Annotated in this window: 21 protein-coding genes and 1 pseudogene; 7 read left to right on the forward strand and 15 right to left on the reverse strand. The window is 73.9% G+C overall.

What is annotated here, in order from left to right; translation table 11 throughout:
• Positions 1-14: 14 nt before the first annotated feature.
• The 5 genes from ACZ7MY_RS02230 to leuA form a co-directional block, all read right to left on the reverse strand.
• Positions 15-704: a response regulator transcription factor gene (locus ACZ7MY_RS02230; RefSeq protein ID WP_499598846.1), complete on the reverse strand. Its 690-nt coding sequence runs from the start codon at positions 702-704 to the stop codon at positions 15-17.
• A complete protein-coding gene (locus ACZ7MY_RS02235; RefSeq protein ID WP_499598847.1) occupies positions 701-1,990 on the reverse strand; it encodes a sensor histidine kinase in 1,290 nt (429 codons plus the stop codon). Before ACZ7MY_RS02235 ends, ACZ7MY_RS02230 begins: the two co-directional genes overlap by 4 nt.
• On the reverse strand, positions 1,987-4,116 hold the full coding sequence (locus ACZ7MY_RS02240) for an MMPL family transporter (protein WP_499598849.1): 2,130 nt from the start codon (positions 4,114-4,116) through the stop codon (positions 1,987-1,989). The genes ACZ7MY_RS02235 and ACZ7MY_RS02240 overlap by 4 nt, the downstream gene beginning before the upstream one ends.
• 178 nt (positions 4,117-4,294) lie before the next feature.
• Complete coding sequence (locus ACZ7MY_RS02245) at positions 4,295-5,032, reverse strand: TerB family tellurite resistance protein (RefSeq protein ID WP_499598850.1); 738 nt, start codon at positions 5,030-5,032, stop codon at positions 4,295-4,297.
• A 357-nt stretch (positions 5,033-5,389) separates the two neighbouring features.
• Positions 5,390-7,153 carry a 2-isopropylmalate synthase gene (gene leuA, locus ACZ7MY_RS02250; protein ID WP_499598852.1) on the reverse strand — a complete coding sequence of 588 codons (1,764 nt, stop codon included), beginning with the start codon at positions 7,151-7,153 and terminating at the stop codon, positions 5,390-5,392.
• 304 nt (positions 7,154-7,457) lie between these two features.
• Here leuA and ACZ7MY_RS02255 point away from each other — a divergent pair, with 304 nt between their 5' ends.
• The 3 genes from ACZ7MY_RS02255 to ACZ7MY_RS02265 are packed head-to-tail and all read left to right on the forward strand — an operon-like array spanning position 7,458 to position 10,301.
• The gene (locus tag ACZ7MY_RS02255; RefSeq protein WP_499598854.1) at positions 7,458-8,576 is read left to right on the forward strand and encodes a M4 family metallopeptidase; all 1,119 of its coding nucleotides are present in this window, start codon (positions 7,458-7,460) and stop codon (positions 8,574-8,576) included.
• Between the two features lie 9 nt (positions 8,577-8,585).
• The gene (locus ACZ7MY_RS02260; RefSeq protein WP_499598855.1) at positions 8,586-8,852 is read left to right on the forward strand and encodes a protealysin inhibitor emfourin; all 267 of its coding nucleotides are present in this window, start codon (positions 8,586-8,588) and stop codon (positions 8,850-8,852) included.
• Positions 8,853-8,855: 3 nt separating this feature from the next.
• A complete protein-coding gene (locus ACZ7MY_RS02265) occupies positions 8,856-10,301 on the forward strand; it encodes a carotenoid oxygenase family protein (RefSeq protein WP_499598857.1) in 1,446 nt (481 codons plus the stop codon).
• On the opposite strand, the gene era is transcribed toward ACZ7MY_RS02265, so the two are convergent.
• Entirely contained in the window at positions 10,298-11,251 is a 954-nt protein-coding gene (gene era, locus ACZ7MY_RS02270; RefSeq protein ID WP_499598858.1) for a GTPase Era, read from the reverse strand. The genes ACZ7MY_RS02265 and era overlap by 4 nt on opposite strands.
• Before the next feature lie 226 nt (positions 11,252-11,477).
• Between era and ACZ7MY_RS02275 the strand changes: the two are divergent.
• Positions 11,478-11,747: pseudogene (locus tag ACZ7MY_RS02275) on the forward strand (helix-turn-helix domain-containing protein); the annotation flags it as partial.
• Positions 11,748-11,794: 47 nt separating this feature from the next.
• Here the strand turns inward: ACZ7MY_RS02275 and ACZ7MY_RS02280 are convergent.
• The 4 genes from ACZ7MY_RS02280 to ACZ7MY_RS02295 all read right to left on the reverse strand — a co-directional run bounded on the left by ACZ7MY_RS02280 (position 11,795) and on the right by ACZ7MY_RS02295 (position 15,071).
• A complete protein-coding gene (locus tag ACZ7MY_RS02280; RefSeq protein WP_499598859.1) occupies positions 11,795-12,142 on the reverse strand; it encodes a cytidine deaminase-like protein in 348 nt (115 codons plus the stop codon).
• A gap of 64 nt (positions 12,143-12,206) precedes the next feature.
• On the reverse strand, positions 12,207-13,541 hold the full coding sequence (locus tag ACZ7MY_RS02285) for a hemolysin family protein (RefSeq protein ID WP_499598860.1): 1,335 nt from the start codon (positions 13,539-13,541) through the stop codon (positions 12,207-12,209).
• Positions 13,542-13,546: 5 nt separating this feature from the next.
• Positions 13,547-14,044 carry an rRNA maturation RNase YbeY gene (gene ybeY, locus ACZ7MY_RS02290; RefSeq protein ID WP_499598861.1) on the reverse strand — a complete coding sequence of 166 codons (498 nt, stop codon included), beginning with the start codon at positions 14,042-14,044 and terminating at the stop codon, positions 13,547-13,549.
• 13 nt (positions 14,045-14,057) lie between these two features.
• Positions 14,058-15,071, reverse strand: coding sequence for a PhoH family protein (locus ACZ7MY_RS02295; protein ID WP_499598862.1), 1,014 nt, complete (start codon positions 15,069-15,071; stop codon positions 14,058-14,060).
• Between the two features lie 136 nt (positions 15,072-15,207).
• On the opposite strand from ACZ7MY_RS02295, the gene ACZ7MY_RS02300 reads away from it, so the two are divergent.
• Both ACZ7MY_RS02300 and ACZ7MY_RS02305 read left to right on the forward strand, forming a co-directional pair.
• On the forward strand, positions 15,208-15,723 hold the full coding sequence (locus tag ACZ7MY_RS02300; RefSeq protein ID WP_499598863.1) for a GNAT family N-acetyltransferase: 516 nt from the start codon (positions 15,208-15,210) through the stop codon (positions 15,721-15,723).
• A gap of 51 nt (positions 15,724-15,774) precedes the next feature.
• Positions 15,775-16,005 (forward strand): hypothetical protein, encoded by a 231-nt coding sequence (locus tag ACZ7MY_RS02305; RefSeq protein WP_499598864.1) that lies wholly within the window; start codon positions 15,775-15,777, stop codon positions 16,003-16,005.
• Positions 16,006-16,122: 117 nt separating this feature from the next.
• Here the strand turns inward: ACZ7MY_RS02305 and ACZ7MY_RS02310 are convergent, their stop codons facing one another.
• Positions 16,123-17,220, reverse strand: a complete 1,098-nt coding sequence (locus tag ACZ7MY_RS02310) for a carbohydrate kinase family protein (protein ID WP_499598865.1) — start codon at positions 17,218-17,220, stop codon at positions 16,123-16,125.
• Between the two features lie 127 nt (positions 17,221-17,347).
• On the opposite strand from ACZ7MY_RS02310, the gene ACZ7MY_RS02315 reads away from it, so the two are divergent.
• On the forward strand, positions 17,348-18,250 hold the full coding sequence (locus tag ACZ7MY_RS02315; protein ID WP_499598866.1) for an FHA domain-containing protein: 903 nt from the start codon (positions 17,348-17,350) through the stop codon (positions 18,248-18,250).
• A gap of 86 nt (positions 18,251-18,336) precedes the next feature.
• Here the strand turns inward: ACZ7MY_RS02315 and ACZ7MY_RS02320 are convergent, their stop codons facing one another.
• The 4 genes from ACZ7MY_RS02320 to ACZ7MY_RS02335 form a co-directional block, all read right to left on the reverse strand.
• Positions 18,337-18,852, reverse strand: coding sequence for a hypothetical protein (locus tag ACZ7MY_RS02320; protein ID WP_499598867.1), 516 nt, complete (start codon positions 18,850-18,852; stop codon positions 18,337-18,339).
• Positions 18,853-18,922: 70 nt separating this feature from the next.
• Complete coding sequence (locus ACZ7MY_RS02325) at positions 18,923-19,912, reverse strand: adenosine deaminase (protein ID WP_499598868.1); 990 nt, start codon at positions 19,910-19,912, stop codon at positions 18,923-18,925.
• 547 nt (positions 19,913-20,459) lie between these two features.
• A complete protein-coding gene (locus ACZ7MY_RS02330; RefSeq protein ID WP_499598870.1) occupies positions 20,460-21,374 on the reverse strand; it encodes a ribonuclease Z in 915 nt (304 codons plus the stop codon).
• A 6-nt stretch (positions 21,375-21,380) separates the two neighbouring features.
• The gene (locus tag ACZ7MY_RS02335) at positions 21,381-21,740 is read right to left on the reverse strand and encodes a histidine triad nucleotide-binding protein (protein WP_499598871.1); all 360 of its coding nucleotides are present in this window, start codon (positions 21,738-21,740) and stop codon (positions 21,381-21,383) included.
• Between the last annotated feature and the right edge of the window lie 29 nt (positions 21,741-21,769).

Genomic DNA, 21,769 nt, shown 5'->3' on the forward strand with positions numbered 1-21,769 from the left:
TCCGCCGGGGGCGGTCAACCGCCGGGCCCCGCCGTCCCGCCGGGCGCGACCAGGCCCGACTCGTAGGCCGCGATCACCAGCTGGGCGCGGTCGCGGGCGGCGAGCTTGCCCATGATCCGGCTGACGTGCGTCTTGGCGGTGAGCGGGCTCAGTCCCAGCGCCTCGGCGACCTCCGTGTTGTTCAGGCCGCGCGCGACGAGGGTGAGCACCTGCCGTTCCCGTTCCGACAGCGCGGTGAGCCGTTCCGGGGCCGGGCCGCCCGGCGGCGGGCCCTCGGGCAGGCGCAGCACCCGGGCGATGAGCCGCGCCGTCGGTCCCGGCGACAGCAGCGCCTCGCCGGCGGCCACCGTGCGGATGGCGTCGAGGAGGTCGGCGGGGCGGGTGTCCTTGACGAGGAAGCCGCTGGCGCCGGCGCGCAGGGCGGGCAGGACGTGGTCGTCGGTGTCGTACGTGGTGAGCACCAGCACCCGGACACCGGCCAGGTCCTCGTCCGCGGCGATCAGCCGGGTGGCCTCGATGCCGTCGAGGTCCGGCATCCTGATGTCCATGATCACCACGTCGGCACGGCCGGCGCGGGCCGCCGCCACGGCCTCCCGCCCGGTGGCCGCGTGCCCGACGACCCGCATGTCGGGTGCGGAGTCCACGAGCATCGCGAAGGCCTCGCGGACCAGGGTCTGGTCGTCGGCGAGCAGGACCCGGATCACGCCGGGTCCCCCACGAGCGCGCCGCCCCCGCCGAGCGGCAGGACGGCCGCGACGGTGAAGCCGCCCTCCGGGCAGGGACCGGCCGTCAGGGTGCCGCCGACGCTGCGCGCTCGCTCGCGCATGCCGATGAGGCCGTAGCCGGCCGGGGCGGGTTCCTCCTGCGGCGGCGTGGCCGGCACCACGGCCCGCCAGGGACGCCACTTGCCGTCCTGCTGCCGCGGGACGGACGCCTCCGCCTCCGCGCACCCGGGGCCGTCGTCGGTGACCGCGACGCGCAGGGCGGCCGCCTCGGCGTCCAGGAGGACGCCCACCCGCACCCGGGTGCCGCCGCCCGCGTGCCGGACCGCGTTGGTCAGGGCCTCCTGCACGATCCGATACGCCGCCGCACCGATGGCCGGGGGCACCCCGTCGGCCTCCGGCGCCACCGCCAGCTCCACCCGGGCCCCGGCGGCCTCCGCGGACCGGGCCAGGTCGGTCACCCCGGCCAGGCCAGGCAGCGGGCCGCGCTCGTCGTCGCCGCGCAGCACCTGCAGCGTGGCGCGCAGTTCCGTACGGGCGTCGCGGCAGGTCTCCGCGATGTTGTCCAGGGCCCCGGCGACGGCCGTGCGGTCCAGCCGGTCCGGGTCGGCGAGCAGCACATGGGCGGCGACCGAGGTCTGCACGCCGATCACGGTGATGCTGTGGGCCAGCAGATCGTGCAGGTCCCGGGCGATCCGCAGGCGCTCCTCGGCGACCCGGCGGGCCGCCTCCTCCTCACGGGTGCGGATCGCCCGCTCGGCGCGCTCCACGACCGCCGCCACGTACTTGCGCTGGATCCGCACCGCCTCGCCGACCAGGGCCATCGCCAGCACCCAGCCGCCGCTGCGGAGCATGTCGGAGACGGCGTGCCGGTTGGGGGTCGCCGCCATCACCGACGCCATGATCCCGATGACCACCGTCACCGTCGGGAAGGTCCGCAGCGGCGGCCCGGCCACGGCCAGCGAGTACACCGCCACCATGCTCGCCGGCACGACGGCCACGTGGAGGTTGTCCAGGGCGTGGTAGGGGCCGACGATCAGGACGGTCGCGGTCATCACGGCCATCGGCACCCGCCGCCGCGCCGTCAGCACCAGCGCGCCGGCGACGAGGAGCGTCCACCCCAGCGCGTCCGGCCGGTGCCCGTTGCGGTCGGGGAAGAACAGGGCGAGCGCGCACTGCGCCGCCAGCACGGCGACGGCCAGGAGGACGTCGCCGTGGGAGGCGAGGACGATACGTGGCTGCTTCGGCACGGCTCCATCTTCCGTCACGGGGTCGAGGCGTTCCCAGGGTGCTGCGACGGCCGGCCGAGCCCGCCCGGCCACCACACCCGCCGTCCCAGCAGCAGGCTCGCCGACGTGACGAGGTAGGTCCGCACCAGGAAGGTGTCCAGCAGCACCCCGACCGCGATGACGAAGCCCAGTTCGACCAGCGACACCAGGGGCATGGCCAGCAGCACCGAGAAGGTCGCCGCCAGCACCAGCCCGGCGGAGGCGATGACCCCGCCCGTCGTGCGCAGCGCGGTGAGGGCCGCGGCGGCGGGATCGGCACCGGCGCGGGACTCCTCGCGCATCCGGTGCATCAGGAAGATGCCGTAGTCGACGCCGAGCGCGACGAGGAAGACGAAGGAGAGCAGCGGCAGCCCGGGGTCCGTCCCGGCGAAGCCGAAGAGCGGGCCGAAGACCAGTCCGCCGATGCCCAGCGCCGCCCCCCACACGGCGACCACCGCCGCGACGAGCAGCAGCGGCGCGACGAGGCTGCGCAGCAGCACCACGAGGACCAGCAGCACGGAGAGCAGGACGAGCGGCACCACGAGCAGGCGGTCCCGCGCACTGGTGTCGGCGAGGTCCAGTTGCTGGGCGCCCGGGCCGCCGACGTACGCCCCGTGACGGCCGCCCAGCTCCGCGCGCAGCGCCTTGACGGTGGCCGCCTCGGCCGCCGAGTCCGGCAGGGCCCGTGCGGTGACCGACAGTTCGGTCCAGCCGGCGCCGCTGCGGCCGCGTTCCACCGCGGTGACGCCCTCGGTCGTCCGGGCGGCGGCCGCTACCTCGCCGGCCCGGCCGGCGGGCGCCATGACGGTGATCGGCTGGGCGCCGCCGTCGCCGTCCGCGCGGGCGAGGGTGCGCATGGCCGCGACCGACTCGGGGGCGCTGGTGAAGGCGTCGTCGTTCCCGAGGCTCCCGGGCAGGTTGACCGCGCCGAGCGCCAGCGCGCCCAGCAGGACCGCCCCGCCCGCGAGCACCGCGAGCGGCCGGCGGGCGGCGGAGCCGCCCATCGCGGTGAACAGCCCGCGCCGCGTGGGCGGCCGGCTCCCGTAGGCCGGGACCAGCGGCCAGAAGACCCGGCGGCCCAGCAGCACCAGCAGCGCGGGCAGCAGGGTCGTCATGGCCGCCAGCGCGCACAGCACCCCGACCGCGGCGATCGGGCCCATGCCCCGGCTGCTGTTGAGGTCGGCCGCGAGCAGGCACAGCAGGCCCGCGGCCACCGTCGCGGAGGAGGCCAGCACCGCGGGGCCGCAGCCGCGCAGCGCGGCGCGCATGGCGTCGTACGGGCGTGGTACGCGCCGCAGTTCCTCGCGGTAGCGGGAGACGAGCAGCAGCGCGTAGTCCGTTCCGGCGCCGAAGACGAGGATGGTCATCACGCCCTGGCTCTGGCCGGTGACGGTGATGCCGAGGGCCCCGTGGAGGCCGTGCACCGCGGCCATGGCGGTGGCGTCGGCGACGCCCGCGACCAACAGCGGCAGCAACCACAGCAGCGGGCTGCGGTAGATGAGGATCAGCAGGACGGCGACGACGGCCACCGTGGTGTACAGCAGCGGCCCGTCCAGCGAGGAGTAGACCTCCTTCATGTCGGTGGCGACCGCGCCGGGCCCGCCGACCTGGACGGTCAGTCCTCCGCCGCCGTTCGCCGACGCGCGTACGTCCTCGACGAAGGCCGCCGCGGCCGCGTCGTCCCGGCCGGGCTCGGTACTGGCGACCGGGTACGTCAGCGTGCTGCCGTCCTGGGAGGGAACGCCGCGCGGCGTTCCGTGGCCGGTGAGCCGGTGCGCGGCGGCGACGGCGGCGACCTGCTCCGCGGCCGTGGCCCGGTCGGCGGAGGTCAGGCCGCCGTCGCGGTGGTAGACGACGAACAGTTCGGTGGCCTCGCCGCCGGGCAGCGCCTCCTGCAGTTCGGCCACCCGCGTCGAACCGGCGTTCGCCGGGAGGTAGTCGACGGCGCGGTTCTGCTGGTCCCCGGCGAGGCCGCCGGCCATCGGCCCGGCGAACGCGAGCACCGCGAGCCACAGCACGAGCACCCCCCAGGGCACCAGGCGTGCCGCGCGCCCTCCGTCCCGTCCGCGCCGCGCCGGCGCCTGCTCCGGCGCGTCCGCCGTACTCCTCGTGCTCGTGGCCCCCATCTCGGGCCTCCCTCCGGGCCGGTGGTCTGGTCGCTTCCAGACTCCCGGCCGCGGAGCGCCGTTTCGTCGGGCCCGAGGGCGAGCCGCGCGTTACTGCCCGGGGTGCGGGACGGCTCCCGTTACTCCCCGGGGAGTACGCCCGGCGGCGGTTCGGCACCGCCGGGCGGGGGCGGGCGGGTCAGGAGGGCGTGCGGGCCGCGGCTTCCAGGATGCGCTCGGTGTCCGCGCCGACGAGGCCCAGGCAGCGGCCGACGGCGCCGAGGACCTCGCGCTCGGCGGGCAGGTAGGGACCGTCGGCGAGGGCGATGAGGGCGCCCTGGAGCAGGATGTGCTCGCGGCCCTGGGGGGCGAGGTGGCGGGAGAGGGGTTCCAGGGCCTCGTGGAGCTCGATGGACAGCCAGCTGCCGCAGCCGTCGAGGGCGTCGGCGAGCCCGTCGGCGTCCAGGGCGTCGGAGGCGCCGGGGAACCGGCCCTCGTCGGCGACGATCGCGGCGAGCAGACCGAGCAGCTGGTCCTCGGTGCAGTCGGTGAACCCGGCCGAGCGGACCGCGCCGACGGCGGCCTCGCGGGCGCCCCGCCCCATCGCGCCGCCGGCGGTGAGCACGGCGAGGGCGACGGTGTGGACGGCGTCGCGGAGCATGGCGGAGAAGACGGTGGTGGTGGGCTGTTCCAGGACCTCAGGGCCGTGGTGCGTACGGCACACCACGCACTCCACGACCGTGCCGGCCGAGCCGCGCGGCAGCAGGGGCAGGCCCAGCACGGTCAGCCGCCGGGTCCCGGTGCGCCGCCGGTAGCCGCGGTCGCCGCCGCAGCCCGCGCAGAAGAACTCCCCGTCACCTTCGGTGTGCCAGACCGTTCGCACGCCCAAGATGCACAAGCCCTTGATCTGGAGCACTTCGCACCCTCCGGCCAGCATCCCGATTACACCGGTTCGTCCCATTACGCGCCGTAGGCGTGGGTAACGCTCCGGCAACGGCGCCGCAATGACGTGATGTTAGCCACATGAGCGACGCGCAGTCAGTACCACGGGAGGGCCGAATACAAGAATCGGCCACGGCGCCCGGGCGGGCGCCGTGGCCGGTTCACCGCGTGCGGTGGCCAGGCCGTGTCGTCAGATGAGCGCCGGCCGCCCGCAGGGCGGGCCCCACGGCGTCTGGTGCGGTGCATCGCAAGGCGGAGGATCGTCCTCGTAGTGGGCTACTCGGACGATTCGACAACGTAGCGAGGTGCCGTGCCAGGCGCCGTGGGGCAGGCGCGCATGTGACGACACGGCCTAGCGGGCCGCGCGGTTGACGGCGGAGACGACCGCCTTCAGCGAGGCGCGGGTGGTGTTGGCGTCGATCCCGATGCCCCACAGGACCTTGCCGTCGATGGCGCACTCGATGTACGAGGCGGCCTGGGCGCTGGCGCCCTCGCTCATGGTGTGCTCGGTGTAGTCCAGCAGTCGGGCGTCGACCCCGACCGAGGCCAGCGCGTCGAAGAACGCCGAGATCGGGCCGTTGCCGGTACCGGTCAAGGCCGTCGCGGCACCGTCCACGACCGCCTCGACGGTCAGGGTGTCGGTGCCGTCGCTGCTGGTCGAGGTCTGCGCCGAGCGCAGGACGATGCGGCCCCAGGTGTTGGCCGGGGTGGGCAGGTACTCGTCCTCGAAGATCGCCCAGATCTCCTTCGGCGTGACCTCGCCGCCCTCGGCGTCGGTCTTCGCCTGGATGATCTTCGAGAACTCGATCTGCATGCGGCGCGGCAGGTCCAGCTTGTGGTCGTTCTTCAGGACGTACGCGACGCCGCCCTTGCCGGACTGCGAGTTCACGCGGATCACGGCCTCGTAGGAGCGGCCGACGTCCTTGGGGTCGATCGGCAGGTACGGGACCGCCCACTCGATGTCGTCGACCGCCTTCCCCTGGGCGGCCGCGTCGGCCTCCATGGCGTCGAAGCCCTTCTTGATGGCGTCCTGGTGGGAGCCGGAGAAGGACGTGTAGACCAGGTCGCCCACGTACGGGTGGCGCGGGTGGACCTCCATCTGGTTGCAGTACTCGGCGGTGCGGCGGATCTCGTCGATCTGCGAGAAGTCGATCATCGGGTCCACGCCCTGGCTGAACAGGTTCATGCCCAGGGTGACCAGGTCGACGTTGCCGGTGCGCTCGCCCTGGCCGAACAGGCAGCCCTCGATGCGGTCCGCGCCCGCCATCAGCGCCAGTTCCGCGGCGGCGACGGCCGTGCCGCGGTCGTTGTGCGGGTGGACCGACAGGCACACGTGCTCGCGGCGCGACAGGTTGCGCGACATCCACTCGAAGCGGTCCGCGTGCGTGGAGGGCGTGGAGCGCTCCACGGTCGCCGGCAGGTTCAGGATGATCTCGCGGCCCTCCTCGGGCTGCCAGACGTCCATGACCGACTCGCAGACCTCCAGCGCGAAGTCCAGCTCGGTGTCGGTGAAGATCTCCGGGCTGTACTGGTAGCCGAAGACGGTCTCGTCGCCCAGGACCTTGTCGGCGTACTCCATGACCAGCCGGGTGCCGTCCACGGCGATCTGCCGGATCTGCTCCTTGGAGCCGCGGAAGACCACCCGGCGGAAGGTCGGGGCGGTCGCGTTGTACAGGTGCACGGTCGCGCGCGCCGCGCCGCGCAGCGACTCCACGGTCCGCTCGATCAGCTCCTCGCGGGCCTGGGTCAGCACGGAGATCGTGACGTCGTCGGGGATCGCGCCCTCTTCGATGATGGAGCGCACGAAGGCGAAGTCGGTCTCGCCGGAGGCGGGGAAGCCGACCTCGATCTCCTTGTAGCCCATCGACACCAGCAGGTCGAACATCGCGCGCTTGCGGGCCGGCGACATCGGGTCGATCAGGGCCTGGTTGCCGTCGCGCAGGTCGGTGGACAGCCAGCGGGGGGCCTTGGTGATCCGATTGTCGGGCCAGGTGCGGTCGGGGATCTCCACGGCCTCGTACGGCTTGTACTTGTGCACCGGCATCGAGGTCGGGCGCTGACGCACGGTCGCGGCGGTGATGGGCGTGGGGCGGCCGACGGCGTTCGGGGTGGACATCTGCGGGGGTGCTCCTCGGTTGCGGCTGTGAAGCGGCCGACCGGCGCTGGTGCAACGCCAAACCCCGCGGGGAGGGAGTCGACCTGGACTACAGGCCCTCGCCGCGGCAGCTAAGAAGAAGCAGCCCGAAACGCATGATGCGATCGACCATAGCCGAGCCCCCGGGGACCCTGCAGCCGCTGCGGCGTTCTTCTCAGTATGCAAGACCGCCCGTGATGGCAGGAAAAACACAGAACTTCCCCCCTTTTCGTGGATCATGGTGACACCTAGTGACAGACAGTGAGCACCGTGCCACATTGCCCTGATGGAGCAGACACCTGTTTTCTGCACGATCGTGCCGCCGCACATCCTCGACGAGGTCGCCCGCAACGAGGACCGCGCGCTGGCCGCACCCGCCCGCCGCACCCTGGAACGCGACGCCGCGGAGCGCACCCGCCGCCGGCTGACCACCGTCATCGGCGCCCTCCCGGTGACCGGGGCGGAGCCCTCGGACCGGCCGCGCCGCACGATCGGCGACGCGGAGCACGGCACGGACCTGCCGGGCCGCGCGGTCCGCGGCGAGGGCGACCCGGCTCTCGCCGACGACACCGTCAACCGGGCCTACGACGGGCTGGGGGCGACGTTCGAGCTCTACCTGACGGCGTACGGCCGCCACTCCATCGACGACGCCGGGCTACCGCTGGACGCCACCGTCCACTACGACCGCGACTACAACAACGCCTTCTGGAACGGCGAGCAGATGGTCTTCGGGGACGGCGACGGGGAGCTCTTCCTCGACTTCACCCTCCCCCTCGACGTCATCGGCCACGAACTCACCCACGGCGTCACCCAGTACACCGCCAACCTCGACTACTTCGGCCAGTCCGGCGCCCTCAACGAGTCGATGTCCGACGTGTTCGGCTCCCTCATCAAGCAGTACGCGCTCGGCCAGACCGCCGACGAGGCCGACTGGCTGATCGGCGCCGGGCTGCTCGCCCCGCGTGTCACGGGGGTGGCGCTGCGCTCCATGAAGGCCCCCGGCACGGCGTACGACGACGACGTCCTCGGCAAGGACCCGCAGCCCGGTCACATGGACGCCTACGTCCGCACCTCGCGGGACAACGGCGGCGTGCACATCAACTCCGGCATCCCCAACCGGGCGTTCCACCTGTGCGCCACCACCCTGGGCGGCAACGCCTGGGAGCGGGCCGGGCTGGTCTGGTACGACGTGCTCACCGGTGGCGCCCTGTCGCCGCGGGCGACGTTCGCCGAGTTCGCCCAGGCGACGGTCGCCGCGGCCGCCGGGCGCTTCGGCGAGGGCGAGGAGCACACGGCGGTGGTGAAGGCGTGGTCGGAGGTCGGCGTCCCGGCCGCCGTCAACGGCAGCGACGTGCCGCGGCAGTCCCCCGTCCCGGAAGGTGCGCGACCGCCCGCGCAGGGGTAGACGTCCGCCATGCGCATACAGGTGATCCGCTCCGGCGGTTTCGCGGGGATCGAGCGCCGGGCCGTGCTGGACACCGCCGGCCGGCCCGACGCCTTCCGCCTGCACGCCCTGGCCCGCGACGTCCTCGCCGCGGCCCCGGACGAGCCTCCGCAGGGCGTGCCGGACGGCTTCCGCTACGAGATCACGCTCGACGGCCGCACGGTGCGGTGCGCCGACCCGTGGCTGACGGAGGAACAGCGCGAACTGGTCCGGCTGGTGCTGAAGGAGGGCGCGTAACCGATGAGCGGGTACCCGACCGGGCTGCGCAGCCTGACCGACGAGGTGACCGTCCCCTCGCTGCCGGTACGCGGACGGCTGCCGCGGTGGCTGGAGGGGGTCCTGCTGCGCAACGGACCCGCCCTCTTCGAGGCCGGCGGACACCGCTACCGGCACTGGTTCGACGGCCAGGCGATGCTCCACCGGTTCGCGATCGAGGACGGCCGGGTCTCCTACGCCAACCGCTTCCTGGACGTCCCGAGCAGCCGAACCGCCCGGCACGAGGGCCGCATCGCCTACCAGGAGTTCGCCACCGACCCCTGCCGCTCGCTCTTCGCCCGGGTCTTCACCCCCTTCCTGCGCAGGCCGTCCGGGAACGCCAACGTCAGCGTCGCCCGCTTCGGCGAGCGCTTCGTCGCGCTGACCGAGACCCCGCTGCCCGTGGAGTTCGACCCGAGGACGCTGGAGACGGTCGGCGTCGTCGGCTACGAGGACGCGCTCGCCGGGCAGTGGACCACCGCCCACCCGCACCAGGACCCGGTCACCGGCGAACTGGTCAACTTCGTGGCGCACTTCGCGCGGCGCAGCGAGTACCGCGTCTACCGCCAAGCCTCCGACGGCACGGCCCGCCGCAGGCTGCTGGGCAGCCTGCCCGTGTCCCGGCCCGGCTACATGCACAGCTTCGCGATCACCGACCGCCACGTGGTGCTGGTGGAGTTCCCGCTCGTCGTCAACCCGCCGGCGCTGCTGCTCAGCGGCCGGCCCTTCATCGAGAACTACCGCTGGCGCCCGGAGCGCGGCACCCGCTTCATCGTCATGGACCGCCGGGACGGCACCGTCCGCCGGGTCGCCAAGGGCCCGGCCTTCTTCGCCTTCCACCACGTCAACGCCTTCGAGGACGGCGACGCGCTGGTGCTGGACCTGTGCGCCTACGAGGACCCGTCCGTCATCGACGCCCTCTACCTCGACCGGCTGCGCGAGGGCGGCGGCGTCCCCCAGGCCCGTCCGACGCGGTACCGGATCGGCGCGGACGGCGCGGTGACCGCCGAACGGCTCGGCGAGGAGCCGATGGAGCTCCCCCGGATCGACTACGGGCGGTGCAACGGCCGCCCCTACCGCTTCGCGTACGGCGTCGGCAGCCGCGACGGGCGGGGCGGGAACTTCGCCGACCAGCTGGTGCGGCTCGACACGGCCGACGGCGGCACGCTCACCTGGTGGGAGGAGGACTGCCACCCCGGGGAGCCGGTCTTCGTCGCGGACCCGCAGGCCCCGGCGGAGAGCGAGGGCGAGGGCGTGGTGCTCTCCGTCGTCCTCGACGCCGCGGCCGGCTCGTCCTTCCTGCTGGTGCTGGACGCCGCCTCGTTCCGCGAACTGGCCCGCGCCGAGGTCCCGCACGCGGTGCCCTTCGGCTTCCACGGGGTCTTCAGCGGCACGGAAGCCGCCGGAGGTGCCCCCGCCGGCACGGCCTAGAAGCCGAGCTTGCGCAGCTGCTTGGGGTCGCGCTGCCAGTCCTTGGCGACCTTCACGTGCAGGTCGAGGAAGACCGGGGTCCCGAGCAGCGCCTCGATGTGGCGGCGGGACTTGGTCCCGACCTCCTTCAGCCGGGCGCCCTTGGGGCCGATGATGATGCCCTTCTGGCTGGGGCGCTCGATGTAGATGTTGGCGTGCACGTCCAGCAGCGGCTTCTCCGCCGGGCGGTCCTCGCGCGGCAGCATCTCCTCCACCACGACGGCGATGGAGTGCGGCAGCTCGTCCCGCACGCCCTCGAGCGCGGCCTCGCGGATCAGCTCGGCCACCATCACCTGCTCCGGCTCGTCGGTGAGGTCGCCCTCCGGGTAGAGGGCCGGGCCCTCCGGCAGCAGCGGGACGAGGAGGTCGGCGAGGAGGGAGACCTGCCGGTCGCCGACCGCGGAGACCGGGACGATCTCGGCCCACTCGATGCCCAGTTCGGCGCCGAGCCGGCTGACGTCCAGCAGCTGCTCGGCGAGCCGCTTGGAGTCCACCAGGTCGGTCTTGGTGACGATGGCCACCTTGGGGGTCTTGCGGACCTCGGCCAGCTCCTTGGCGATGTAGCGGTCGCCGGGGCCGAGCTTCTGGTCGGCGGGCAGGCAGAAGCCGATCACGTCGACCTCGGCCCAGGTGGTGCGGACGACGTCGTTGAGCCGCTCGCCGAGCAGGGTGCGCGGCTTGTGCAGACCGGGCGTGTCGACGAGGACCAGCTGCGCGTCCGGACGGTGCACGATGCCCCGCACGGTGTGCCGGGTGGTCTGCGGCCGGTTGGAGGTGATGGCCACCTTCGTGCCGACCAGAGCGTTGGTCAGGGTGGACTTGCCCGCGTTGGGGCGGCCCACGAAGCAGGCGAAGCCGGCCCGGTGGGCGGGGGCGGGGGTCGTCTCGGTGCGAACGCTCATGGCGACCATTGTCCCTGATCCACCGGGCCCGGCTGCCGCCCTCGGGCCGCGGCCCGGGCCCCGCGTGCCCGGTACGGGGGCCGCCCGCCGCGCGCAGGCACGGTCCTCGGGGCCGCGTCCTCCCCGCTGACCTGTGCGTTCCGGCCGGGTCGCGGCGCTCGGACGGCGTTTCCCCGGCCGTCGACCGGTGTTCCGCCGCGGGCACGGAACCGTCCAGGAAGCGCTGCTATGACCGATGGCTATGGACGTCCACCTGCGTGACCTCCGCTACTTCGCCGCGGTCGCGGACGAGCTGCACTTCACGCGCGCCGCCGAGCGGCTCCGCATCTCCCAGCCGGCGCTCTCCAAGCAGATCCGGGCCCTGGAACGGCAACTCGGCTTCAGCCTCTTCGACCGCGGGCCGCGCGGCGTCGCGCTCACCGCGCAGGGCGCGGCACTGCTGCCCGCCGCGCGCGCCCTGGTCGGCGAATGGGCGCACGCCCTGCAGACGGCCCGCTCGGCGGGGCCGGCCCCGCGCTGACCGCCGGCCCGACCCGGTCTGCCGCGGCCGGGTCAGCCCGCGGTGACCGTCGCCCGGACGGCGCCGTCGGGCCCGGCCAGCAGCACGGGGGTGCCGGCTCCGCCGAGGTCGCGCACGGCCGCACGGTCCGCCTCCGGCACCGCGTCCGCCTCGGACACCACGGCCGCCGCCTCCAGCGACGTGGCGCCGCTCGCCACGGCCATGGCGACCGCGGTCCGCAGCGCGCTGAGCGACAGCGACTCCAGGGCGACGGTGCCCGCCACGTAGGTGCGGCCCGTCTCGTCGCGGACCGCCGCGCCCTCGGCGACGCCGTTGCGCGCCCGGGCCGAGCGGGCCAGGGTGATGATCTTGCGGTCTTCCGGGTGCAGCTCGTCACTCATGGCGGTCAGCGTAGCCGTCCCGCCCCCGCGGCCCCCGCCGCCTGCGGCCGCGGCCGGAGGGGCGCTACCCGCCGTGCATCGCCCCGTCCGGCTCCGGGCCCGCCGGGTCCTCGTCCACGACGGCCGCGACCGGCTCGACGAGGACCGCGCCGATGCGGTTGCGGCGGCCCGACGGGGCCTCCGCGGTGAGCCGCAGCGCGGCCGGCGCCTGCGGTGCCGAGGCGGTCTCGGGGAGCGCCACGACGGCGGAGGCACCGGGGATCGGCACCCGGCCGAGCGTCTTGGCGAGCAGGCCGCCGACGGTCTCGACGTCCTCGTCGTCCAGGTCCACTCCGTAGAGCTCGCCCAGGTCGCCGAGGTCGAGGCGGGAGGTGACGCGGTAGCGTCCCCCGCCGAGCTCCACGACGGGCGGCAGCTCCCGGTCGTACTCGTCGGTGATCTCGCCGACGATCTCCTCCAGGATGTCCTCGATCGTGACGATGCCGGCCGTGCCGCCGTACTCGTCGATGACGACGGCGACGTGGTTGCGCTCGCGCTGCATCTCGCGCAGCAGGTCGCCGGCGTTCTTGGTGTCGGGGACGAAGAAGGCCGGGCGCATCAGCGAGGAGACCGGGTCGGTCTCGGCGTCCCGGTTGATGTGCACCCGGCGGGCGAGGTCCTTGAGGTAGACGATGCCGACGATGTCGTCCTCGCTCTCGCCCGTGACCGGGATGCGCGAGAAGCCGCTGCGCAGGGCGAGGGTCATCGCCTGACGGATCGTCTTGAAGCGCTCGATGGCGACCAGCTCGGTGCGCGGCACCATCACCTCGCGCACAAGGGTGTCGCCGAGCTCGAAGACGGAGTGCACCATGCGGCGCTCCTCGTCCTCGATGAGGGACTCGCTCTCGGCGAGGTCCACCAGCGCCCGCAGCTCCGCCTCGGAGGCGAACGGGCCCTGCCGGAAGCCCTTGCCGGGGGTGAGGGCGTTGCCGAGGAGGATCAGCAGCGCCGGGACCGGGCCCATGACCCGGGCCAGCGGCAGCAGCACGTACGCCGCCGCGGTGGCGGTGTTCATCGGGTGCTGGCGGCCGATGGTGCGCGGCGAGACGCCCACCGCGACGTACGAGACGACGATCATGACGGCGACCGCCACCAGGACGGCCTGCCAGGTCCGTTCGAAGTGCCGGACGCACACCACGGTCACCAGCACCGCCGCCGCCATCTCGCAGGCCACCCGGACCAGCAAAGCGACGTTGAGGTAGCGGGTCGGGTCAGAGGAGACCGCCAGCAGCTTGTCCGCGCCCCGCCGGCCGGCCCGCACCGCTGCCTCCGCGCGGAAGCGGGAGGTGCGGGCGAGACCGGCCTCGGCGCAGGCGGCCAGCCAGGCGACGACCACCAGCAGGACGGCGAAGACCACCATCGCGATCAGTGGGTGGTCGTCGGGGCCGGCGACGGCCCCTGGATGCCGCGCTCGGCGCGCCAGCCGTCGAGGATGGCCTTCTGCAGGCCGAACATCTCGGCCTTCTCGTCGGTCTCCTCGTGGTCGTAACCGAGCAGGTGCAGCACCCCGTGGACGGTGAGCAGCTGCAGCTCCTCGTCCATGGAGTGCTTGGTCACGGCCGCGTCGCCCTGCTTCTTGGCCACCTCGGGGCAGAGCACGATGTCCCCGAGCAGGCCCTGCGGGGGCTCCTCGTCGTCCTTCCCGGGACGCAGCTCGTCCATCGGGAAGGACATGACGTCGGTGGGGCCCGGTTCGTCCATCCACTGGATGTGGAGCTGCTCCATGGCGTCGGCGTCGACCGCGATGACGGAGAGCTCGGACAGTGGGTGGATGCGCATGTGCTGCAGGGCGTAGCGGCTGATGTCGAGTACCGCCGCCTCGTCGAAGTCCCAGCCGGATTCGTTGTTGACGTCGATCGCCATAGTGCTTCGGTGGCTACTTTCGGTTGCCGTTGAGGTCGTCGTAGCGCTCGTAGGCGTCCACGATGCGCCCCACCAGCTTATGGCGTACGACATCCGTGCTCGTCAGCCGCGAGAAGTGCACGTCCTCGACGCCGTCCAGGATGTCCACGACCTGGCGCAGTCCGCTCTTCGTGCCACCGGGCAGGTCGACCTGCGTGACGTCGCCGGTGATGACGATCTTGGAGTCGAAGCCGAGCCGGGTGAGGAACATCTTCATCTGCTCGGCGCTGGTGTTCTGCGCCTCGTCGAGGATGATGAACGCGTCGTTGAGCGTGCGTCCGCGCATGTACGCCAGAGGAGCGACCTCGATCGTCCCGCTCGCCATGAGGCGCGGGATCGAGTCGGGGTCGATCATGTCGTGCAGCGCGTCGTACAGCGGGCGCAGGTACGGGTCGATCTTCTCGTACAGCGTGCCCGGCAGGAAGCCGAGCCGCTCGCCGGCCTCGACGGCGGGACGGGTCAGGATGATCCGGTTGACCTGCTTGGACTGCAGGGCCTGGACGGCCTTGGCCATGGCCAGGTACGTCTTGCCGGTACCGGCCGGGCCGATGCCGAAGACGATCGTGTGCTTGTCGATCGCGTCGACGTAGCGCTTCTGGTTGAGGGTCTTGGGGCGGATCGTGCGGCCCCGGCTGGACAGGATGTTCTGGGTGAGCACCTGGGAGGGGGTCTCCTCCAGGCCGTCGGCTCCGCTGTCCTTGCGGAGCATGGCGATCGACCGCTCCACTGCGTCCTCCGTCATCGGCTGGCCTGTGCGCAGTACCAGCATCATCTCGTCGAAGAGGCGCTGGACCAGCGCGACGTCCGCGGACTCACCGCTCGCGCTGACCTCATTGCCTCGTACATGGATGTCGACGGCCGGGAACGCCTGCTCTATCACGCGCAGGAGCGAGTCACCGGACCCCAGGACCGTCACCATGGGGTGCTTGGCCGGTACGACGAAGTGGGCGCTCGCCTGCGGTTGCTGCGTTGTCGGTGTCTGAGTCATGGGCCAGGCTCGACGGCCTGCTCATCCCGCCTTCTGCTGTTCGACATGCCACTGGGCTTGGGGTTCAAGGGTACGTCGGTACGGCTGGGGTGCCGAGAGGTTTTACGCTGCGTCACGCGACGGGTAGGAGCACGGAATGGAGATCCGCACCGGAGGACCCGAGGACCTGCCCGCGACGCTCGCCCTGCTGGACGGGGCGATCGCGTGGCTGACCGCGCACGGCCGCGGCGGCCAGTGGGGCACCCGCCCCTGGTCCTCCCGGCCCCCGGCGGTCGAACGGGTGACCCGCTACGCCGAGGAGTACCTGCTGCGCGCCGCCGAGGTGGACGGCCGGGTGGTCGGCGTGTGCGTGCTGGCCGAGGAGCGGCCCGACTACGCCCCGCCCGTGGACGAGCCCGAGCTGTACCTGCGGCTGCTGGTCACCGACCGGTCGCTGTCCGGCAGCGGCATCGGCGCCGCCCTGGTGGAGGACGCCGTCGCCGAGACGCGGCGGCGCGGCTTCGGGCTGCTGCGGGTCGACTGCTACGCGGGCGGCGAGGGCCGGCTCGTCCGGCAGTACGAGGCCCTGGGCTTCACCCGCGCCCAGCCCTTCGCCGTCTCCCGGGCCGAGGACGACCCCTGGCCGGGCCAGATCCTGGAGCGCCGGGTGTGATGCGCCCGCGAAAGGCATGCGTGCACGCGTTTCGCATGCCAGCGTGACGACATGGCGAACATCCGGATCGAGGACGTCCCCGACGACGTGCACCGCACCCTCGAGCGCCGCGCGATCGCGGCACACCAGTCCCTGGACGACTACCTGCGCCGGAGGCTGATCGAGCAGGCGAGAACACCGACGGTCGACGACATCCTGGCCCGCGTCGCCCGGAAGTCCGCGGCTGCCGGCCACACCGTCGAGGACCTGCTGGGACCCATCGACGAGGGGCGCCGCGGGTGATCGTCGTCGACGCGTGAGCAGCCGGCGGGGGACGCCCGGATCGAGCGCGCCAAGGCGGCCCGCTGCCCCGTCGACGTGATCGCCTGACGCCTGACCCGCCACGGCCCGCCCACCGCGTCAGCGCATCGGTGGCGGGCGGAAACCGATCGTCGGTACGGCGCGGCGCAGGGGCCAGCGGCGGGTGCCGGTGGGCAGCAGGTCGTCCAGGAAGGCGTAGCGGCGCAGTGCGGAGCGGTCCTGGTCGTCGTAGGCCTTCGCGTGCTGCCACCAGGCCGCGATCTCGATCCAGCCGGGCGCCGACAGCGAACCGCCGAACTCCTGCACCGACAGCGCGGCCGTCAGGCACGCGAAGGCCAGCCGGTCGGGGAGCGGCCAGCCGGCCAGCGTGCCGGTCATGAAGCCCGCGACGAAGACGTCCCCGGCGCCGGTGGGGTCCAGTGCCTCCACGGAGAGCGCCGGGACCTCGGCGGCCCGGCTGCCGGCGGAGTCGACCGCGTACGCGCCCTCGGGACCGAGCGTCACCACGGCCAGCGGGACCAGCTCGGCCAGCTTGCGGGCGGCGGCCCGGGGGCAGTCGGTGCGGGTGTAGCGCATGGCCTCGGCGGCGTTCGGCAGGAAGGCCTCGCAGTGCGCGAGGTCGGCGAGGTCGGCGCTGTCCCAGCGGCCGCTGTCGTCCCAGCCGACGTCGGCGAAGATCCGGCTGCCCCGGTCCGCGGCGGTGCCGATCCACTCCTGCTGCGGGACCCCGGGCACCAGGGAGGCCACGCACGCCCGGCTCGGCGGCGGGCACGGCGGCGCGGGCTCCTCGGGCGGCGGGGCCTCGTGGCCGTGGCTGACCATGGTGCGCTCGCCCTCGTACGCCATGGAGACCGTGACCGGGGAGTGCCAGCCGGGGATCTTGCGGGACAGCCCCAGCTCGATGCCCTCACCCTCGGCGAGGGAGTCCCAGCAGTACTCGCCGTACACGTCGTCGCCGAAGGCCGCCGCGAGCGAGGTGCGCAGCCCCAGCCGGGCGAGGGCGGTGGCCATGTTGGCCACCCCGCCGGGGCTCGACCCCATGCCGCGCGCCCAGGACTCGGTGCCGCGCACGGGCGCGCTGTCGAGACCGGTGAAGATGATGTCCAGGAAGACCGTGCCGGTCAGGTACACATCGGTCTCCGGGTCGTCCGGCCCGCGCACCGCCGCGAGCGGGTCGAGGACGGGCTGGTCTTCCACCCGGGCTCCTCCCGACCTGGTGTCGTTCCGACCGATCGTACGCGCGCCCGGGGCCGTGACCAGCGTTTGTCCGCGCGGGGACGCGGACGGATGCTGAGGGAAAGCGGATGACCCCCAGGGGCTGGAGATGCCCGGACACTCGGCCGCACCGCCACAACTGATCGTGACCACGGGGCCCGACTCCGGACGCGCCTACCCCGTGCCGGCCGGCTACTCGGAGATCGGCAGGCTCCCCGGCAGCGGGATCCGGCTGGAAGAGGAGGGCGTGAGCCGGCGGCACGCGGCGATGAACCGCGCCGGCAGCCACGTCGTGCTCAGCGACCTCGGCTCGACCAACGGCACCTACCTCAACGGGGCCCTGCTCGTCGCCCCGCGGCCCCTCCACGACGGGGACCTGCTGCGCATCGGCCACGTCGAACTGCGGCTGTCGGTGGAGTCGGCGCGGCAGCGGCGGGCGGACCCCGCAGACCCGGTCGGTCCCGTGGACACCGGTGACGAGGCGGGGGCCGGGGAGGCCGCGGGGGCCGGGGAGGCCGGGGAGGTCGCGGGCGGCGCTCCCCCGCCGCTGACCGTCCTGCACGACCTCGGGGACACCCGCGCCCCGTCCGGGCCGGGCCGCACCCACCGGCACCCGTCGGGGCGCGCCCAGTACCTCGCCGGGCGCCGGCGCTACGGGGGCGGCGACGAGGTGCCCGAGGCGGACCCCGGAGCCGCCGAGGACGCCTGGACCGGGCTGTTCCGGGTGCCGGGGCCGGGTCGGGTGCTCATGGCCGCGGGGGTACTGGTGGCGCTGGCAGGGTTCGCCCTGTGGGTGTCCCTGATCCTCAGCCTGCTGGGCGGCGCCGGCAGCGCACAGACCCCGCCGGACCCCTTCACTGAGACCCTGTGGGGGGTGCCGAAGGCACCGCTGGGCTTCACCGCGTTCGCGGCGGGCGCCGTGCTCTGCGCGGGCGGCGCGGCCCTGTCCCGGCACGCGCGCGGGAGGAGCGCCGCGCCGCGACGGCGGCGCCCCGGCCGGCACCGCCACTGAACCGGCGCCGTGCCCGACGCCGGGGTACGGCAAGCGATCTGAGGGCGGTCACGCCCACGCGCCGTCCGGGCTCCCGGCCCGGCGTCCTACGTGCCCTGTCCGGCGGCGGGCCGCCAGCCCGCGGTGCCGGTCCCCCCGCGCGGCGGGCGCGGGCCGCGCCGGTGCGAACGGGCCAGCCACAGGCCCCGGCCCAGGGACCACAGGACCAGCCCGGCGACGACGGGCCCGCCCAGCAGGATCGCCAGCCCCGCCCCGATGTTGGCGCCGATGACCCCGGCCGTCACCGTCCGCCAGATCGCCCCGGTCAGCACCCCGGCCGCGGCCAACGGCCCTATCACCGCCCACCACCGGCCGTCGAAACGGTCGGGCCCGGGGCGGGAGGCGCGGCCCAGCAGCACCGCCGCGGCGGTGGCCAGCACGGCCGCGGCCGCGCCGATCGCGGTCTCCGCGCCTTCCGGGATGCCGAAGGGCCGGACCATGTAGTCCAGTTCGGAGGGCTCGAAGCCCGCGGCGTCCTGCCGGCCCATGAGCCCCCAGGTGGCGACGGGCGCGGTCACGATCAGAGCGGCGGCCGCCGCGGTCCGTATCAGGTGCTTTCGCATGCCTCCATGCTCCGCCCGTGCGGCACGGCCCGCATGAGTGCGCGTACTCAGACGGGGCGCGCGGCCGCACTCAGAACGTGTGGGCGTCCACCTCGGCGAGGTACCGGGCCCGCAACTCCTCCTCGTCGTCGAGGAAGGCGGCCAGGAAGGAGTTGCGGGCGAGCCTGCGCAGGTCGTCCTCGCCGAGCGGGAGCGCGCCGGCCACGGCGTCGAAGGTGTCGCCCGCGTAGCCGCCGAAGTAGGCGGGGTCGTCCGAGTTCAGGGTGACCAGCAGCCCCGCGTCGAGCATGGCGGGCAGCGGGTGGTCGGCGAGGGTGTCCACGCAGCGCAGCCGCACGTTGGACAGCGGGCAGACGGTCAACGGCACCTGGTCGCGGACCAGCCGGGCCACCAGGTCCGGGTCCTCCATGCTGCGGATGCCGTGGTCGATCCGGTCGACGCCGAGCACGTCCAGCGCCTCCCGCACGTACTCCGGCGGGCCCTCCTCGCCCGCGTGCGCGACCCGGCGCAGACCCGCCGCCGCGGCCGCCTCGTACACCGCGCGGAACTTCGACGGCGGGTGGCCGACCTCGGCGGAGTCCAGGCCGACGGCGCTGATCCGGTGCAGGTGGGGCCTCGCGGCCTCGAAAGTCTCCAGCGCGGACTGGGCGGACTCGTCCCGCAGGAAGCACATGATCAGCCGGGTGCTGACGCCGTGCCGCTCCGGGGCGCGGTCCAGCGCCCTCGCCAGGCCCTCCACCACCGTGCCGAGCGGGACGCCGCGCGCGGTGTGGGCCTGCGGGTCGAAGAAGACCTCGGCGTGCCGCACGCCCTGCGAGGCGGCGCGGGCCAGGTAGGCGTCGGCGAGGTCGGTGAAGTCCTGCTCGGTGCGGAGCACCGCCATGAGCGCGTAGTACAGGTCCAGGAAGGACTGCAGGTCGCTGAAGGAGTACGCCTGCCGCAGCTCCTCGGCCGAGGCGTACGGCAGGTCGACCCCGTTGCGCTCGGCCAGGGCGAAGGCGAGTTCGGGTTCGAGGGTGCCCTCGATGTGCAGGTGCAGTTCGGCCTTCGGAATGCTCACCCGGCAACCGTACAGGTCAGGGGCATACGGACGGCTCCGCCCGCCCGGAGCGCTGCGGCGGATCATCCCCCGGCACGGCCGCCGCGCAACGCGGATGCCCGGGGCGGGCGGAGCGGCGCCTCGACTGCCGCCGGGAGTGTCCCGCCGCGGCACGGTGGCGCGCACCCCACCCCCAGCACCGCCACCCCGCAACGCGGATACCCCGGCGAGCGTGCCCATGCCGGCGCGGAAGAGGACACCGTGAGGGGGCGGACGGCGCGGCGCACGGCGGCCCGGCGCTTCAACGACCGCCCGGAAGGCGGGTCCTGAAGATCCCCTGCTCCGCCAGAAGTCCCTTCGGAGACCCCGGGCGGGCGGAGCGGCGCCTCAACGGCTCCCCGAAGGCGGGTCCTGAAGGTCCCCCGCTCCGCCGGAAGTCCCCCGGCACGGTCACCGTGACGCGCACCCCGCCCCCGGCACCGCCACCCCGCAACGCGGATGCCGCGGGCGGGCGCGCCCACGCCGACGCGGAAGAGGACGCCGGGAAGGGGGAGTTCGAGGTCGGAAGTCAGTCCTGGCGGCGCTTCGGGACCGTGACCCGGCCGAGGTCCTGGGCGACGGTCAGCTCGCCGTCGAAGCCCGCGTCCCGCGCCTGGCGCTCGAACTGCGCGGGGTCGGTGTAGCGCTGCGAGAAGTGGGTGAGCACCAGGTGCCGGACGCCGGACTCCGCCGCCACCCGGGCGGACTGACCTGCCGTCAGGTGCCCGTGCTCCTCCGCGAGCGCGGCGTCCTCGTCCAGGAAGGTCGACTCGATGACCAGCATGTCGCAGCCGTCGGCGAGGGCGTACACCGCGTCGCAGAGCCGGGTGTCCATCACGAAGGCGAAGCGCTGCCCGGGGCGCGGCTCGCTCACGTCGGCGAGGGTCACCCCGTCCACCTCGCCCTCGCGCTGCAGCCGGCCCACCGCGGGGCCGGTGACGCCGTGCGCCGCGAGCCGCTCGCGCAGCATGCGGCGCCCGTCGGGCTCCACCAGCCGGTAGCCGTAGGCCTCCACCGGGTGCGACAGCCGGCGCGCCTCCAGCCGGAACGCGTCGGAGTCGACCAGCACGGCCGCCTCGCCGGCCACCGGTTCCTCGCGCAGCCGCACGGTCTCGCGGTAGGCGGTGGCGTACCGCAGCCGGTCGAAGAAGCGGCGGCCGGACTCGGGGTAGTGGGCCGTGACGGGGTGCGGCACCCGGTCGAGGTTGATCCGCTGGATCACCCCGGCCAGGCCCAGGCTGTGGTCCCCGTGGAAGTGGGTCACGCACAGCCTGGTCAGGTCGTGCGCCGCCACCCCGGCCCGCAGCATCTGGCGCTGCGTGCCCTCCCCCGGGTCGAAGAGGATGCCTTCGGCGTCCCAGCGCAGGAAGTAGCCGTTGTGGTTGCGGTGCCGGGTCGGGACCTGGCTGGCCGTGCCGAGCACGACCAATTCACGTGCGGACACCGTCGGTTACCCGGGCGGCCACTCGAGGCCACGGCCGCCCAGCACGTGGGCGTGCGCGTGGAAGACGGTCTGGCCCGCCCCCGCGCCGGTGTTGAAGACGATCCGGTAGCCGCTGCCGTCCACCTTGTCCTCGGTGGCGACCTCGCCCGCCTCCCGCAGCACGTCCGCGGCGAGCTGGGGCGCCTGGGCGGCCAGCGAGGCGGCGTCCGGGTAGTGCGCCTTGGGGATGACCAGGACGTGCGTGGGCGCCTGGGGGTTTATGTCGCGGAACGCGACGGTCGTCGCGGTCTCCCGCACGACGGTCGCGGGGACGCTCCCCGCGACGATCTTGCAGAACAGGCAGTCCGCCTGCGGCTCTCCCGCCACCTGACGCCTCCGTCCAGGGGTTGACCAGT

The organism is Streptomyces sp. NPDC111520 (genome assembly GCF_055635295.1).

Excerpts from the sequence above, each read along its gene's own strand:
- ACZ7MY_RS02240 (WP_499598849.1), bottom strand. The coding sequence starts at position 4,116 with ATGGGGGCCACGAGCACGAGGAGTACGGCGGACGCGCCGGAGCAGGCG.
- ACZ7MY_RS02245 (WP_499598850.1), bottom strand. The coding sequence starts at position 5,032 with ATGCTGGCCGGAGGGTGCGAAGTGCTCCAGATCAAGGGCTTGTGCATC.
- leuA (WP_499598852.1), bottom strand. The coding sequence starts at position 7,153 with ATGTCCACCCCGAACGCCGTCGGCCGCCCCACGCCCATCACCGCCGCG.
- ACZ7MY_RS02255 (WP_499598854.1), top strand. The coding sequence starts at position 7,458 with ATGGAGCAGACACCTGTTTTCTGCACGATCGTGCCGCCGCACATCCTC.
- ACZ7MY_RS02260 (WP_499598855.1), top strand. The coding sequence starts at position 8,586 with ATGCGCATACAGGTGATCCGCTCCGGCGGTTTCGCGGGGATCGAGCGC.
- ACZ7MY_RS02265 (WP_499598857.1), top strand. The coding sequence starts at position 8,856 with ATGAGCGGGTACCCGACCGGGCTGCGCAGCCTGACCGACGAGGTGACC.
- era (WP_499598858.1), bottom strand. The coding sequence starts at position 11,251 with ATGGTCGCCATGAGCGTTCGCACCGAGACGACCCCCGCCCCCGCCCAC.
- ACZ7MY_RS02280 (WP_499598859.1), bottom strand. The coding sequence starts at position 12,142 with ATGAGTGACGAGCTGCACCCGGAAGACCGCAAGATCATCACCCTGGCC.
- ACZ7MY_RS02285 (WP_499598860.1), bottom strand. The coding sequence starts at position 13,541 with ATGGTGGTCTTCGCCGTCCTGCTGGTGGTCGTCGCCTGGCTGGCCGCC.
- ybeY (WP_499598861.1), bottom strand. The coding sequence starts at position 14,044 with ATGGCGATCGACGTCAACAACGAATCCGGCTGGGACTTCGACGAGGCG.
- ACZ7MY_RS02295 (WP_499598862.1), bottom strand. The coding sequence starts at position 15,071 with ATGACTCAGACACCGACAACGCAGCAACCGCAGGCGAGCGCCCACTTC.
- ACZ7MY_RS02300 (WP_499598863.1), top strand. The coding sequence starts at position 15,208 with ATGGAGATCCGCACCGGAGGACCCGAGGACCTGCCCGCGACGCTCGCC.
- ACZ7MY_RS02305 (WP_499598864.1), top strand. The coding sequence starts at position 15,775 with ATGGCGAACATCCGGATCGAGGACGTCCCCGACGACGTGCACCGCACC.
- ACZ7MY_RS02315 (WP_499598866.1), top strand. The coding sequence starts at position 17,348 with ATGCCCGGACACTCGGCCGCACCGCCACAACTGATCGTGACCACGGGG.
- ACZ7MY_RS02320 (WP_499598867.1), bottom strand. The coding sequence starts at position 18,852 with ATGCGAAAGCACCTGATACGGACCGCGGCGGCCGCCGCTCTGATCGTG.